At 61.3% G+C, this 15,241-nt stretch carries 9 protein-coding genes and 2 pseudogenes; 8 read left to right on the top strand and 3 right to left on the bottom strand.

Features of this window, described 5'->3' with window-relative positions; all coding sequences use genetic code 11:
* Window positions 1–632: 632 nt before the first annotated feature.
* On the bottom strand, window positions 633–2,708 hold the full coding sequence (locus AC0L3D_RS07260; RefSeq protein ID WP_128170632.1) for a mechanosensitive ion channel family protein: 2,076 nt from the start codon (window positions 2,706–2,708) through the stop codon (window positions 633–635).
* A gap of 118 nt (window positions 2,709–2,826) precedes the next feature.
* Window positions 2,827–3,119, bottom strand: a pseudogene (locus AC0L3D_RS07255) (hypothetical protein); the annotation flags it as partial.
* Window positions 3,120–3,753: 634 nt separating this feature from the next.
* Between AC0L3D_RS07255 and AC0L3D_RS07250 the strand changes: the two are divergent.
* From AC0L3D_RS07250 to AC0L3D_RS07215, 8 genes are all read left to right on the top strand, one after another.
* A complete protein-coding gene (locus AC0L3D_RS07250) occupies window positions 3,754–5,391 on the top strand; it encodes an arylsulfatase (protein ID WP_128170633.1) in 1,638 nt (545 codons plus the stop codon).
* A gap of 72 nt (window positions 5,392–5,463) precedes the next feature.
* A complete protein-coding gene (locus tag AC0L3D_RS07245) occupies window positions 5,464–6,021 on the top strand; it encodes a hypothetical protein (protein ID WP_128170634.1) in 558 nt (185 codons plus the stop codon).
* Window positions 6,018–7,019 (top strand): HAD family hydrolase, encoded by a 1,002-nt coding sequence (locus AC0L3D_RS07240; protein WP_128170635.1) that lies wholly within the window; start codon window positions 6,018–6,020, stop codon window positions 7,017–7,019. Before AC0L3D_RS07245 ends, AC0L3D_RS07240 begins: the two co-directional genes overlap by 4 nt.
* A gap of 17 nt (window positions 7,020–7,036) precedes the next feature.
* Complete coding sequence (locus AC0L3D_RS07235) at window positions 7,037–8,005, top strand: formylglycine-generating enzyme family protein (RefSeq protein ID WP_128170636.1); 969 nt, start codon at window positions 7,037–7,039, stop codon at window positions 8,003–8,005.
* Window positions 8,002–8,121, top strand: a complete 120-nt coding sequence (locus tag AC0L3D_RS07230) for a DUF2950 family protein (protein WP_287260005.1) — start codon at window positions 8,002–8,004, stop codon at window positions 8,119–8,121. Before AC0L3D_RS07235 ends, AC0L3D_RS07230 begins: the two co-directional genes overlap by 4 nt.
* A gap of 217 nt (window positions 8,122–8,338) precedes the next feature.
* Window positions 8,339–10,471: an adenylate/guanylate cyclase domain-containing protein gene (locus tag AC0L3D_RS07225; RefSeq protein WP_287260004.1), complete on the top strand. Its 2,133-nt coding sequence runs from the start codon at window positions 8,339–8,341 to the stop codon at window positions 10,469–10,471.
* Between the two features lie 452 nt (window positions 10,472–10,923).
* Window positions 10,924–12,264, top strand: coding sequence for a DUF3300 domain-containing protein (locus AC0L3D_RS07220; protein ID WP_128170637.1), 1,341 nt, complete (start codon window positions 10,924–10,926; stop codon window positions 12,262–12,264).
* A 19-nt stretch (window positions 12,265–12,283) separates the two neighbouring features.
* The gene (locus AC0L3D_RS07215) at window positions 12,284–13,270 is read left to right on the top strand and encodes a DUF2950 domain-containing protein (protein WP_473643646.1); all 987 of its coding nucleotides are present in this window, start codon (window positions 12,284–12,286) and stop codon (window positions 13,268–13,270) included.
* Between the two features lie 250 nt (window positions 13,271–13,520).
* On the opposite strand, the pseudogene AC0L3D_RS07210 reads toward AC0L3D_RS07215, so the two are convergent.
* Window positions 13,521–15,169, bottom strand: a pseudogene (locus AC0L3D_RS07210) (alpha/beta hydrolase).
* Window positions 15,170–15,241 lie beyond the last annotated feature (72 nt).

Genomic DNA, 15,241 nt, shown 5'->3' with positions numbered 1-15,241 from the left:
GTTTCTGGCTATGGGCGCCCAATTTCGATTGCTCAGAGGCTGCTGTTCTCTTGCGGGACGAGGCGATATTACGCGCTGTGAGTGACCCTGGCCGATCGGCTCACGTCAGGCAACGTAAATAACTGTAATCTACGGGCTAATGCTGGCCAGCGCACTGCGGACCGTTCAGTCCTCGACGCCATCGACGACGGCATGGGACTGTCACGCGATAGCCATTGTCCTTTGGTCGGCTTTGGCACGGCCCGAATTCCGTTCTCTCGGAATGCGTTGTGAACCGCCTTCAGTGCCGCCCGGCAGATCGCGAATTGCTTGCCCGGTTTCGCCGTGAACTTTGCCCGAATGATAAGGGTGCCGTCCTCGAGATCGGCAATACCTTTGCTCTTGAAGGGCTCCGATAGATCGGGGGCAAGCTGCGAGACGCCGTTCCAAAGGGGACGATCTTGGTTTTGGAAACACAATCAGGTCCCGCCGAATTGTCCTGTCTGCCAGCCGCGCTCTAGCTTCGTCTTCGTTCGCCGCGTCGAGGCGACAATCCCACGTCCTGAAATCTGAGCCACGTACACGGTCAACATCGATGCCTTTCTCAGAGAGGTCAGGCCGAGTTCGGATGACGTGGACAGGACCGCGCAGCTCTATGGCCTGTCCCTCACCGCCTCCAAGGGGGCCTTGCTCTTTTTCAGGGTTTGGGTTGCCTGATGAGCAGCCGCCGCAGTCTCCCCGCCACCCTCGACGTGAACGGTGGGAACCGCGATCTTGATACCGTTTTCCGCGAATGCCGCCTTGATCATCATGAGTGCGCGCCGCTTGATGCCGAATTGGGTCCCGGGCTTCGTCATCAACTTCATCCTCAGAACGATCGCATAGTCCCCGAAACTGTCGATGCCCTGCATCTTGAGCGGTTCGATCGTGTCGGTCGCAAATTCAGGATCGGCTGCCAGTTCCTGGCCGATCTTCTTGATGAGCTTGCGCGCCAGATCCACGTCGGAATCGTAGGTAACGTTGATCATCATCTTGTCGAGCACCCAATCCCTGCTCATGTTCTGGACCGCCCCGAGCTCACCGAATGGGACGGTGTAGACGGGGCCGCGATGATGCCGCAGACGCACCGAACGCAGGCTGAAGGATTCGACCGTGCCTTTGTAGCTGCCGCTCTGGATGTATTCACCGACCCGGAAGGCGTCGTCCATCATGTAGAAGACGCCGCTCAGCACATCTTTGACCAGGGTCTGCGAGCCGAAGCCGATGGCGACGCCGAAAATTCCGGCACCCGCAATCAGCGGCGCAATCTGCACGCCGAGCCCAGCGAGGACGGTCAGAATGGTGACGGCGACTATGAACACGGCAAGGGCGTTGCGAAAAATCGGCAACAGCGTGCGAAGCCGTCCGCTGCGAGCCAGTTCATCGGCGCTGTTCCCATCCGTCGGCGCGAGGTTCATCCGATATTCGATCAATGCCTTCGACAGTTGCCAAAGCATGTCGGCGATGAGCAAAATGATGATGCCGTTGAGCAGCCCGGCTATCAGGAAGCCGCCGGTCTCGCTGCCGGCGAAAGTTGCGGCCCTGAGCCGCCAGATATGGGCGAGCCATGCGACCGCCGCGGCAATGACCGCCGCCCTGGCGCCCCTGACAATGAGCACGTTGAATACGACGCCCATCGCGCCGCTGCGCTTCGACCTGCCGGCGAAGGCCTGTGCCGCGGCGCCGACCCCGCGCAAGGCTGTCGGCAGCACCAGGGCGAAAATCCCAAGCCACAGGACGCCGAGCAGGCCGGCGACCCAAGCCCCCCATAGCACGATCAGGAACAAGGTGAGAAACGATTGCTTGACCAGAGAACCTCGCACGTCGGGCCGGTGCCAGACGACGTCGATTGCGGTTGCCAGAATGCCAAGCCCGAACAGGAAGGCGGCGAGCTCTGCAGCCTCGGGAGAGAAGCCCAGGCCAGGCATGAGGCTGGCAATCGCCCAGCCGAACAACAGGAACCCGGCCACAAGGCTGACTCGCCACCGCCAGAAACGGGTCGAAGCTTCGCTTTCGAAAAGCGGAGTCGGCCTGTCCGAGGGAGCGCTCGTCGCACCGCCGAACGCAAACAGCAATCGGGCTGCCGCGCGAACGATACGGAACGCTATGAACGCAAGAAGCAGGGTCAGAATGATCCTGCGGAGCAGGGGTGGCCATCCGAGTGCCAAGAACGAACCGGCGCTGGCGAGCGCAAAAGTCAGCAGGGCGACAGTCTCGAAGAGGATCGCTTGTCCGGCGTCTTCCTGAGCAACCGCGCTCCTCGTCCTGGCGAGCGCTCGTCGCACCGCCCACTCGGCTCCGAAACCGACCGCGATCAAGACCGCCAGGATGCCCATGACCAGCCCTGGCCTGCCGGAGTTCACGTCACGCGAGACAATTTTGGCGGCGCGCGACAGTTCTTCCGGCAGGCGCGGGATCGCGGCGCCGAGCGCACCGATACGGGCACGAATACCCGCCTCCAAGCTCAAGATGTCCTCGGAAATGGACAGGCCGGGCTCGTACGTGGCCGCTGGAATCTTTCCCTCGAGCCACGCCTTTAGTTGCGGATCGGACAAAAGCTCGAGGAACTGCTTTGCCTTTTCGGGCGGAAGGTCTGGGGAGGGCTGTTGAGCTAGCGAAGTTCCCTGCAAGAGCGCTAGCAAGAGCACGACGATAACTGGCAAGAACCCGAGCCGTAGCTTGTAATTCATGAGTGCCTCGAGTTTTGAATGCCGCAGCTGCACATATTGGCTCCTCGCCCTTTTATGGGCAACTGTTCTGGCTGCATGCTACGTCTCCGGGCAGAGTGGCTGCAAGCTAAGGGCGAAGTCAAAATCCATCGGACTCCTTGTGCCACAAAAACCGGACAACGAGTCCCAGAATCGGACCTTGCTGCGACATCGAGGAAACCGTCGTCGTTGCTGTAGTCGACGCCCAATGCCCGGTACCCGATGACCGATGAGACGCGATCGCTGAAACGATAGCCGATCGCCACGGCGACATCCAGTCGATGTCGGCTTCGCCGGCGCCGACGAGCCCCACCGGCCAGAATAGACTTCGGGCCTGACCGAATAGTTTCAGCGACGACCGGCCGTGGCATCCACCCAGGCTGCGCCGTCGCTTCACTGAAGGAGACGTCGGTGTCGACCGTCCACACCCTACTGTCGCGGAATGCCTCATTTGCGGATCGCAAATTCGGCATTTGGCAGGCGTCGCTTGCCGCCGAATATCACTGCTCCCTGCCAGGAGTTTTGCCGTTTGCTGCCATAGCGCCATCCCTTATGCGCTAGAATGCGCATAGTCTTTTTGATGGTGCCAGTATCGGTATGTAAGTTACGCAGTCGGACTGTTGCTTGGTGAAGCTGTATCCGCCGATGGCCGAGGATTGACACGCTTGTGGCAGCGGTCCTCAAAGAACCCGCAATGTCTTCCCGATCCGACCCAAGGCCATTGCGCGGTATATCGGCGCCGGGAATTGGATCTCCCTACTGCCATTTGTCCCATCGAGCTAGCCGTATCCTGGATAGCCCGCTTTCGATGCAACCGAGCGGATTCTGCCAGTAGGTTACCGTTAATTACCTTCCGCCCCGAGCGGCAATAGGCAAACCTCACGAAGGACGATTTTGTCGAAGGCATGGTTGAAGCGTCCTGCCACGAGTTTCGTCTCGTCGACAGAACGCGGAGCATGTTTTTCTCGCCAAGGAACCGAAAACCCGGCTCATTTTGGAAAAGCGGTACAATCAAGGAGGACGTCAGATGAGTGATAGGCAAGCGAATCCAGACCGACAACCGAACCGGCGCGACATTTTGCTGACCGGAGGATCTGTGCTCGCCATTTCAGCTGTCGCATCCGGAATAGCCACGAGCGCGAAAGCTCAAGCAGCCGGTGCAAAACCCAACATCCTCGTCATTTTCGGCGATGACGTCGGTTATTGGAACCTCAGCGCCTACAACCGGGGCATGATGGGCTATCGCACGCCGAACATCGATCGTATCGCCAGCGAGGGGGCGATCTTTACCGACCACTACGCCCAGCAGTCCTGCACAGCCGGGCGCGCCGCATTCATCACGGGCCAATCCTGCTTCCGCACCGGCCTGCTGAAGGTAGGCCTGCCGGGTGCCAAGGAAGGGCTGTCGGAGAAGGACCCGACACTTGCGGAACTGCTCAAGCCGCAGGGCTATGTGACCGGCCAGTTCGGCAAGAACCATCTCGGCGACCGCAACGAGCATCTGCCCACCGTTCACGGCTTCGATGAGTTTTTCGGCAATCTCTATCACCTCAATGCCGAGGACGAGCCGGAGCATCCCGACTACCCGAAGAACCCCGAGTTCAAGGCCAAGTTCGGTCCACGCGGCGTGATGAAATGCAAGGCCAGTGCAACCGACGATCCTACCGAGGATCCGCGTTTCGGGCGGGTGGGCAAACAGGAGATCGAGGACACCGGTCCGCTGACGAAGAAGCGCATGGAAACCGTAGACGAAGAGTTCCTCGGCAGCGCGCTCAACTTCATCGACCGCTCGAACGCCGACGGGAAGCCGTTCTTCTGCTGGTTCAATTCGACCCGGACCCACATCTACACGTTTCTCAAGCAGGCCTCGAAGGGCAAGACCGGCTTGGGCATCTATGCGGACGCCATGGTGGAGATGGACGGCATGGTCGGCCAGCTTCTGGGCAAGCTCGATGACCTCGGCATCGCCGACAACACCATCGTCCTTTGGACGACCGACAACGGCGCGGAGGTTTTCTCGTGGCCGGACGGCGGCACCACGCCCTTCAAAGGCGAGAAGAACACAAACTGGGAAGGTGGCTACCGCGTGCCGTGCATGATGCGCTGGCCCGGCGTCATCAAGCCCGGAACCGAAATCAATCACATAACGTCACATGAAGACTTCGTGCCGACGCTCGTCGCCGCCGCAGGCGAACCGGACGTGACGGCTAAGCTGTTGAGCGGATACGAAGCCGCTGGCAAGAGCTTCAAGGTGCATCTGGATGGCTACAATCAACGCGATGTGCTGGCTGGCGAAGGCGAAGGCAAGCGCCACGAATACTTCTACTGGACCGATGACGGCAATCTCGCCGGCTTGCGTTACGAACGCTGGAAGATGGTCTTCCTCGAGCAGCGCGAGGAGGGGCTTGCCGTGTGGGAGAATCCGCTGATTCCGCTGCGGTTCCCGAAGCTCTTCGACATCAAGGGTGACCCGTTCGAACGGGCGCAGACGGACGCTGGGGAATATGACAGATGGCGTGTCGAGCACGCCTTCGCGCTCGTGCCGGCGCAGGCTTATGTCGCCAAACACCTGCAGACCTATGTCGAGTTCCCGCCGCGGCAGAGGCCCGGCAGCTTCGCGCTCGACCAGGTCCTGGCGAAACTGCAGGAGGGTGGCAGAAACTGAGTCTTCGCTCTGAACAGGCCGCGCTCGCACTATCGGCAGGCGCGGCCCCCAAGCTAACTCGGAAGCAGATCAATGGCAGTCGCGAACAACAATTCCTCGACCGAGACCATTGCTCAGCGGGCAAAGAACGAACTGCGCGAGTACGCGCTCCTGTCCTTGTATCTATTCGTCTGCTTTGGTGCGCTCATTCTCTACAAGGCAGCGATCCTTGGCGAGGAGGGCATCGGCTATCTGCCATCAGGTCTGGCGGCCATCAAGGCACTGATCCTGGCGAAGTTCATAATGCTCGGACAGATGATCCGCTTGGGAGACCGGCGTGGAGGAGGCAGAATCGCCTACGTTATAGCCTACAAGGCCTTGCTCTATCTGATCCTGCTTCTCGTTCTCTCGGTCCTCGAGGAAGTCGTCGTCGGTTTGATTCATGGGCGATCGGTCGCCGCCTCGCTCGCTGAGTTCGGAGGCGCCAAGCTGCCTCAGACGCTGGCGACAAGCCTGATCATGCTGCTGATATTGATCCCCTATTTGGCGTCCAGGGAACTGAATGTCGCCCTCGGCGAAGGCAGGCTCTGGACGCTGCTGTTCGAACACCGTCCCGCTCAAATTTCAGAAAGCAAAGGTGTCAAGCCATGACCGTTCTCGCTCGCGCCGCCAGGCGCTATTTGCTGCCCCTTTTTCTGTTGATGGCGATTGCGCCTTCCGCGCAAGGCGCGGAAGTACTCGCGTCATGGAACGAAGGCGAGGCGAAGCAATCCATCGTGCGGTTCGTCGAAAGCGTGACCAAGGAAGGGTCGGCGGATTTCGTGCCCGTCCCCGAACGCATCGCGGTGTTCGACAATGACGGAACGCTGTGGGGCGAACAGCCCATGTATTTTCAGCTTCTGTTCGCGCTCGACCGGGTCAAGGCGCTCGCTCCCCAACATCCCGAATGGAACACGCAGGAGCCCTTTGCCTCGCTGTTGAAGGGCGATGTGAAAGCGGCGCTAGCTGGCGGAGAACACGCGATCCTGGAGATCGTGATGGCCGCGCATTCCGGTATGACGACCGACGAGTTCGAACAGATCGTCCGCGACTGGTTTGCGAGCGCAAAGCATCCGAAGACAGGCAAACCCTACACGGAGATGATCTACCAGCCGATGTTGGAGCTGCTGGACTATTTGCGCGCCAACGGTTTCAAGACATTCGTAGCCTCGGGCGGCGGCATCGAGTTCGTGCGAGTATTCAGCGAGCAGGTTTATGGCATTCCGCCCGAGCAGGTAATCGGCAGCAGCGGCAAAATGAAATTCGAGTTGAAAGGGGACCAGATTGTTCTCAACAAGCTGCCGGAAGTTGATTTCATTGACGACAAGGCGGGCAAGCCGGTGGCCATCCAAAAGCATATTGGGCGGCGGCCGATCGCGGCCTTCGGCAATTCCGACGGCGATCTGCAGATGCTGCAATGGACCTGCGCCGGACCAGCCCCGCGCTTCTGCCTGTATGTCCATCATACAGACGCGGAGCGCGAATGGGCCTACGACCGCGAGTCGCACATCGGCCGCCTCGACAAGGGCCTCGACGCTGCAGCCGATTCTGGTTGGACGGTTGTCGATATGAAGAAGGATTGGAACCGGGTGTTCGCCTTCAAGAAGTAAGGATTCGGAGCAAGACGATGCGTCAAGTTGTGGAACGCCGGGCTCAATCTACACAGGTCGAAGAGCCATTCCTGAACATGGTCTGGATTCCCGGCGGTACATTCCTCATGGGATCGGACAAGCACTATCCCGAAGAAGCCCCGGCGCATAGCGTGACAGTGGGCGGCTTCTGGATGGACGTCTGCACCGTCACCAACCGCGAGTTCGCTCGCTTCGTCGACGCAACTGGTTACGTCACCTCGGCCGAACGTCCCGTAAATCCCGACGATTATCCCGGAGCGAAGCCGGACATGCTGGCGCCATCGTCCGTGGTGTTCAGCAAGGCCAAACAGCGTGTCGATCTTCGCGATCACTACAATTGGTGGGTCTATGTCCGCGGCGCCAATTGGCGCCATCCGCGCGGCCCGGCGAGTTCGATCAAGCGGCTGGCCGACCATCCGGTCGTGCATGTGAACTTTGAGGATGCCGAAGCCTACGCATCGTGGGCGGGCAAGCAATTGCCCACCGAGGCCGAGTGGGAATTCGCGGCGCGTGGCGGGCTCGACGCGGCCGAATTTGTCTGGGGCGATGAAATGGCGCCCGATGGCCGACACATGGCCAATACCTGGCAAGGCGAGTTCCCATGGCAGAATCTCTGCGAGGACGGCTACGAGGGGACGTCACCCGTCGCCTCCTTTGCCGCCAACGGCTACGGCCTCTACGACATGGCTGGCAATGTCTGGCAGTGGACCACGGACTGGTACCAGGAACACGGCAAGATCGACAACCCGTGCTGCACGGTTGACAACCCCCGCGGTGCCAAACGGGACGACAGCCTCGATCCACGGCAGCCGCAGATCAGAATCCCGCGCAAGGTGATGAAAGGCGGATCGCATCTTTGCGCGCCCAACTATTGCCGGCGCTACCGCCCGGCCGCGCGGATGGCGCAGCCGATCGACACGTCGACGTGCCATGTGGGGTTCCGCTGCATTGCACGCAGAACGTGACAAACACTGCCAAAAAGGCCCGGCACGAGACCGATCTCGGCCCGGCTACCGAGGCGATTGTAAAACATATCGATCGCTTCAATCCCGGCGACATCTGGGAAGTGGTGCCCGATTGAGGAAAACCGCGTTCCATCTGCCAACGCTAATATCAATGTATCGAAAACCGGATTATTTTCGAGTCGACCGGTAAAACGCTGTGCTGTGGCAGAAGAGGTCTCCAATGCGATCTGACATGAAGCGCCTTGTTCTTTATTTTTCTGGCAGCGCCATGCTCACATTCCCTGTTCGCGCTGCAGATGTCATTTCTGCCGCGGCGGGCTAGCGAGTTAACTGATGTCTTCTATGGAGGCGGCTGGATCGTTTCGACCCGCGCGCTGGGGCTTGGCGGCGAAGCTGTTTACAACCCTCGTCCTGCTCGGCGCTATCGCGGTGCTGGTGACCGGGGTGCTCGGTTACTTCCGCGCACAGAATGCTCTCGAAAAGGCAGTCTTCGACCAGCTCACGGCCGCCCGCCAGACCAAGACGCGCCAGGTTGAAACCTACTTCCGTACGATACAGGCCGATCTGCGCCTGCTCGCCACCTCCAAGATGGTGGTCGATGCGACGCGCGAGTTCCGGATTGCAGTCGACCAACTCGACCGGGCGGGCGTGCCGCCCGAACTGCAGAAGAAGGTCGGCGACTGGTACGCCGCGAACGTCATCCCCCAGATGACGCGTATCCTGGGCAGGGAACCAGCCCTGTCGGACTACCTGCCGGTCGGTGGCGCCCCCTACCATCTGCAGTATCACTACATTGTGGAAAATCCAAACCCGGCGGAGCGGCGCAAGCTTCTGGACGATGCCGGCGACGGGAGCGACTACAGCGGGCTGCACGCCGTTTATCATCCATTGATGCGCGCCGCGGCTAAGACCGTCGGCTTTTTCGATTTCATGATCGCCGATCCCAAATCCGGTCGCCTGATCTACACCGTCCAGAAGGAGGCCGACTTCACCACGTCGCTCCAGTTCGGTCCGTACCGCCGCTCCAACGCCGCCGCCGTCGTCGCCCGCTGCGCGGAGAGCGCCGACCGATCGGCCGTCTGTCTCGAGGATTTCGCTCCTTATGCGCCCTCTGGCGGCGCGCCGATTGCCTTCATGGGGGCTCCTGTCATTGACCGGGGCGTCGTCATCGGCGTGCTGGTGGCGCAATTGTCGAACGAGGAGATCGACGACGTCGTCACCGGCGGTCGCCGCTGGCGGCAGGAAGGATTCGGCGAAACGGGTGAGGCCTATCTCGTAGGGCCCGATCATCTGGTGCGCTCCGGCCCGCGGGCGTTCTACGAGAACCGGAAGGGCTATTTCGCCGAACTAAAGTCCGTCGGCGCCGGCGACGAGGAGCTCGACGCCATTCAGCGTTACGGGACGCCGGTGCTGCATCAGCGCATCGACACCAAGGCCACTCAGGCGGCACTGGCCGGTGTCGAGGGTACCGGCGAGATCATCGGATACCGTGGTGTCCCGACGCTCGCTTCGTGGGGGCCGCTGGCGATTCCCGGCGTCAAGTGGGCCCTCGTCGCCAAGATCGACAGCGCCGAGGCTTTTGCACCGATCGCCCGGCTGCGCCGGGATCTACTGATCGTCGGCGGCCTGGCGCTGCTGGCGGTGGCCGCCACCGCCGCCTGGCTGTCGCGCGCGTTGCTCGGACCGCTGCGCGAGCTCACGGCCGGGGTAAAACGCTTCGCTGCCGGCGACTATCGCGCGAGCGTGCCAGTGCGCACGCGCGACGAGATTGGCCAGCTGTGCGCAGCTTTCAACGGAATGGTCGAGGAACTGCGTGAAAAGAATGTCGTCATCGAGAACAAAAACCGCGAGAATGAGGAGCTGCTGCTGAACGTCCTGCCGGCGCCGATCGCCAACCGGCTGCGGGGCGGCGAGGAGAGGATCGCCGACGGCTTCGCGGAGGTCACGGTGGCCTTCGCCGATCTTGTCGGTTTCACCGCTCTCACATCGGAGATGCCGCCGCAGGAGGTCGTGACGTTTCTCAACGGGCTGTTCACGCGCTTCGATGCCGCGGCCAACGATCTCGGCATCGAGAAGATCAAGACTGTGGGCGATGCCTATATGGCGGTGTGCGGCCTGCCCGCGCCGGTCGCCAACCACGCCGAGCGCATGGTGCGCATGGCCATCCGCATGGTCCACATTACCCGCGAGCACGCCATGGAGCACAACGTCCCGATGAAGCTCAGGGTTGGCGTCAACAGCGGGCCGGTGGTGGCCGGCGTCATCGGCAAGAGCAAGTACATCTACGACCTGTGGGGTGACACGGTGAATCTCGCGAGCCGCATGGAATCAGGTAGCATTCCCGACGCGGTTCAGGTGACGCGGGCCGTCTACGAGCGGCTTAAGGACCAGTTCGTTTTCGAGCCGCGCGGCGCTATAGAAGTCAAGGGCAAAGGGAAAGTAGAGGCGTGGCTCTTGAGGTTGTAGAGTCGCCTCGATCGAAGTGGAGGACATGGTCACCGGCCGCCGCTTCACTTGGCACGGCAAAATTCAGCACATCCATCTCGATCCGTTTTACAAGCCCTATGCGGTGTGGCGACTTATCCCGCCGGGAGCACACGGGCGGTCTCGACCAGACGCTTGAGGCGGCTTCGAACCAGCCTTCTCGACGCTCCGAGTATTCTGCGGGACATCTTTTATCGGCGCAATATGTCGAGCATTGGATCCAGAGTAGGCACCGGCGAGATGCAGTTTTCCGCTCACCGCCAATTGTGCGGTCGCCCGCATTTGGCTGCTCGCGTTCGACGTAAATTACATAGAGTCGCTGGTGCAGCAGGGTCTATTGGCGCATCGTTTCAGCCTGCGGACAGGCGTCCTCGTTGGTGCCGGCCTTTCGGCGCAAAGGCTGCCCGGACAGAGACCGACAGGGAGGATCGAGCATGACGGGCAATGACTTGTTGAAGATCGGCGCTGCGGCGCTGGCGCTGCTGCTTGCCGGGTTTGGTTCGGCGCATCCTGTCCTTGCACAAGAACAGGTCGCGGCGGCTGACGCATCCGGCGATGCGGCGGCCTCGCCGGAGCCGTTGAGCGCCGACGAGATGGAGGTCCTGGTTGCGCGGATTGCGCTCTATCCGGACGAGCTGATCGCGGTGATCACTGCGGCTGCGCTTTATCCGCTGCAGATCGTCGAGGCGGCGCGCTTCCTCGACCGCTACGAGAAGGACAAGAGCCTGAAACCCAAGGACAGCTGGGACGGCTCCGTGGTGTCGCTGCTCAATTATCCCGGCATCGTCAAGATGATGAGCGACGACCTCGAATGGACGCAGACGCTCGGCGACGCCATCGCCTACCAGCAGAAGGACGTGCTGGTTGCCATCCAGCAGCTGCGCGACGAGGCGGTCGCCAAGGGCGTCATCAAGACCGACGACAAGATCCAGGTGGTCAAGGAGAACGACAATTTCGTCATCAAGTCGGCGAGCCCCGAAGTGATCTACGTCCCGCAATATCCGCCGCAGATGTTTTATGAGCCGGATTACGTGTGGGAACCGATCCGCTATTATCCCGATCCTTACCCCTATTATGTGTATCCGGGCGCGACCTTCTTCGCCGGGGCGGTGACGGGCGCCATCTGGGCCGCCGCCGTCGACTGGGACGACTGGGGGGTATGGGGTGGAGGCTGGAACGGCAACGACATCGATATCGACTGCAACAACTGTTTCAACAACCGCGACTTCAACGGCAATATCAACATCAACGACGTCGACTGGAAGAATGTCGATCGCAGCAAGATCAAGATCGACCGCGATCAGTTGAACAAGTTCGACCAGAACAACATCAAGAACAGGATCGAGAAGAATGGCGACAACGCCATCCGCGACCGCGCCCGCGACATCAAGAAGAACGACAGCCTCGCCAACAGGGCGCCGGGCAAGACGGCGGGAACGAGAGACGTGCGCAAGAGCACGCTCGACGGGCTGAAGGCCAAGCCCGCCAACGTGACCCGCCCCGCCAAGCCCGCCAACATCCAGAAACCTGCGGCCAGGCCTACCGCCAACCGCCCGGCGGCGAAGCCGGCCAAGGTGAACCGTCCGGCTGGCAAGCCAAAACCTGCGGCAAGGGTCGACAACCGGCCGAAGAAACCGTCGGGGCTTGGCAACGTCGATCGCGGCAAGGCGACCAAGGTCAGCTCCAACCGTGGCCACAAGTCGATGGGCGGCGGCCAGCGCGGCGGTGGCGGCCACAAGCAGATCAAGCGCGGCGGCGGCGGACGCGGGCGTTAACGGAACGGAGGACAGGATTATGACACAGATGTTCAGCACCACCCGTCACACGGGAGTTTTGCATACGATCCTTCTCCGCTCTGTCTGCGCGGTGGCGCTTGCAGTGGGCATCGCCGTCTCGCAGCCAGCCGCTGCACAGGATGCGCCGGATGCGCCGGAGATCACCGCCTTTGCGGCCGCCGCCGAGCCGCCTGTCTTCGATACGCCCGAGGCAGCGGTCGAAGCATTCAAGCAGGCGCTCAACGACGCCGGCAAGGGTGCGGTTGCGGCCCTACTCGGCCTCGATGCGGAAAAGCTGAAGGCCGACGAGAACGCGGACGAGACGCTGGCGGCGATCAAGGAGGGTGTGGCCAAGCAGCTTGTCCTCGATGGCGAGGGCGACCGCCGCACGCTGCAGATCGGCGACAAGCTGTGGCCGCTGCCTTTTCCGATCGTCAAGGGCGAGGATGGCAAGTGGGCTTTCGACACCTATGCCGGGCTCGAAGAGATCGTGAACCGGTATGTCGGCGAGAACGAGCTCACCGCGATCGAGACGATGCGCGCTTATGTCGATGCGCAGGAGGACTATGCGGCTCAGGACCGCGACGCGGACGGCGTGGAGGAGTTCGCGCAGAAGCTTATCAGTACTGAAGGCATGACCGACGGGCTCTACTGGCCGACCGACGACATCAACGGTGAGAGTCCGGCCGGCGGCAATATCGATCAGGCCGAACTTCAGGACGCGGCCAAGGGCGAAGGCTATTTCGGCTACAAATACAAGATCCTGACCGGCCAGGGCGATCAGATCGCCGGCGGCGCCTACGACTACGTCATCAACGGCAACATGATCGCCGGCTTCGGCCTTATCGCCTGGCCGGCCAAATATGGCGAGACAGGCGCAAAAACCTTCGCCGTCAACCAGCACGGCGTCGTCTACGAGGCCGATCTCGGGCCAACCACCGAGCAGATCGTCAAATACATCGACCGCTTCAATCCGGACGATACGTGGCAAGTCGTGGGCGACTGAGAGAAATGGATCAAAAGCCGGGTTATTTTCGAGTCGATCGGCACCAGGTCCTGCTGGTTTCTGACGCTTATCGTCAGCGTGATCACTTTGGTACCGGCCTGACCACAGTGCTTCAGGGCATAGTACACTTGGTCATCTTCGCAGTGTTCTTGTTTTTCGCTGCCGTGCCGTGAGGCCTCACCGCCTTCAACGCCCGGGATGGTCGTGAACGGCATACGTCCAGGCGCTGGCCTTCGCCAGCCGCGCCCCTTCACCGCCGTCGCAAAAATTCCAGCTTCAGCCGGTTGATCTGCTCCGCGGTCCGTCCCCGAACGTCAGTCACTTCGATCCAGGCATCGATGTAATGCTCCGGCGCATAGACATGCCCGTACCCCATCGGGGCCGTTGTGGCCATCGCCATGTCGACGGTGAGCTGGAGAAGCGTCACGACCGGATACCATTTGAGCTCGGGAGACACGTCGGAACCGCGCGGTCCCGCCAACCATTCCGGCTGTCGGTACAGGGACCGGTAGTCGAAGAACGTCACCGGGTCGCTCGCATATTGAAGATAGACGATCCGCATCGGTCCCCAATGTGCGTCCGGGATCGCCAGGCCGTTCTCCTGGCTCGTGAACCGCACTACGACCCGTCCCTGAAGCGTGGCAGCCAGGCCGGCGATCCTCGCTCGCGGTCGTCGGTGACGGAACGCCAGATCCTGCTCGGAAATGGCGGGCCGCTCCAAAGTGCCCCCTGATACGGGTCGCCGATCACTTCGAACAACTCGGCGGATTGCTCGGAGCTCAAGGCGCCAAGGCTCAGCCCATGCAAATAGAGCCTGGGGCGCCTTTCCTTGGGAAGCGTGGTCCAATACGCGTAGACTTCCGCAAACAGGGCGCGAGCTCCCTCGGCGCCATAGCCGGGCTCGACCAGGAGAGACAGCCAGCTTGTGAGATACGAATACTGCATGGCGACGCTCGCGACGTCGCCGCCGTGGAGATATTCGACGGTGTCCATTGCAGCAGGGTCTATCCAACCGGTGCCTGTCGGCATCACCACGATCAGCACCGAGCGATCGAATCCGCCGACGCGCTTGAGCTCCTCGAGGGCAAGCTTTGCGCGCTCCTCGGCTGTCTCCGCAGACCGCAATCCGACATAGACGCGGATCGGCTCACGCGCATCCATCCCCAGGAACGAGCCTAGATCCTTGCTCGTCGGTCCAGTCGCGATGAACTCCCGTCCCGCCCTTCCTAGTTCGTCCCACTCGATCAGCGAGGTATCGCTTCCGGTCTTGCTGGGGTCGGCCGGCTGTTGGGTCTCGGGCTCGATCAGTTCATCGAATGCCTGGAACGACGAATCCGCGGCATGGAGCGCAAACCTGAAGAAAACGCCGTTGGCCACCGTCCAGAATAACCCAGCCGCAGCGGCAATGCCGATCACGTATGACACGCGTTTCGGCATGATCCGGCCAAGCATTCGCGAGATGAACAGGAACGTGACCTGAAACAATCGCGCCAAGAGGATCAAGAGCACGAAGGTCAGCAACGCGATCAGACCGACCTTCAGGGGGTGCGCAGTGTCTACCGGCTCGAGCCTCATGAGCTGCCGGATCGAATTTTGCCATTCCGAAGCCTGCCAGAGAAACGCCACGGCAACCAGGATGCAGGTGGCCGCAGCGACGAGTTTGATGGCCCGCAAGATGCGGCCGGTGGGCTTGGGCAACTCCAGGTAGTCGGCCAGCCAGCGCCCGAACACGCCAAGCCCATATCCGGCCGCGAAAGAACATCCCGATAGAATGCCTTGCGTCACAAACGTGCGTGGAAGCAGCGTAGGGGTGAGCGAGGCCGCCAAGAAGAGTGTTCCGATCAGCAGGCCAGCGGCTGAGAAGGAACGCCAGAACCTGAAGATCCAGAACAGCCTCATTGGAGCGGCCACGTGCGATCGCTGGAGTGCTTCGAGGCAGCTTGCCGTGCAAGATGCGTCGGCGCAACCCGC

It is taken from the genome of Mesorhizobium sp. WSM4837, from assembly GCF_055811435.1.
Note: the sequence above shows the minus strand (reverse complement) of the source record. Positions and strands in the feature narration are given on the sequence as shown.

Excerpts from the sequence above, each read along its gene's own strand:
- AC0L3D_RS07220 (WP_128170637.1), top strand. The coding sequence starts at position 10,924 with ATGACGGGCAATGACTTGTTGAAGATCGGCGCTGCGGCGCTGGCGCTG.
- AC0L3D_RS07235 (WP_128170636.1), top strand. The coding sequence starts at position 7,037 with ATGCGTCAAGTTGTGGAACGCCGGGCTCAATCTACACAGGTCGAAGAG.
- AC0L3D_RS07215 (WP_473643646.1), top strand. The coding sequence starts at position 12,284 with ATGACACAGATGTTCAGCACCACCCGTCACACGGGAGTTTTGCATACG.
- AC0L3D_RS07225 (WP_287260004.1), top strand. The coding sequence starts at position 8,339 with ATGTCTTCTATGGAGGCGGCTGGATCGTTTCGACCCGCGCGCTGGGGC.
- AC0L3D_RS07245 (WP_128170634.1), top strand. The coding sequence starts at position 5,464 with ATGGCAGTCGCGAACAACAATTCCTCGACCGAGACCATTGCTCAGCGG.
- AC0L3D_RS07240 (WP_128170635.1), top strand. The coding sequence starts at position 6,018 with ATGACCGTTCTCGCTCGCGCCGCCAGGCGCTATTTGCTGCCCCTTTTT.
- AC0L3D_RS07250 (WP_128170633.1), top strand. The coding sequence starts at position 3,754 with ATGAGTGATAGGCAAGCGAATCCAGACCGACAACCGAACCGGCGCGAC.
- AC0L3D_RS07260 (WP_128170632.1), bottom strand. The coding sequence starts at position 2,708 with ATGAATTACAAGCTACGGCTCGGGTTCTTGCCAGTTATCGTCGTGCTC.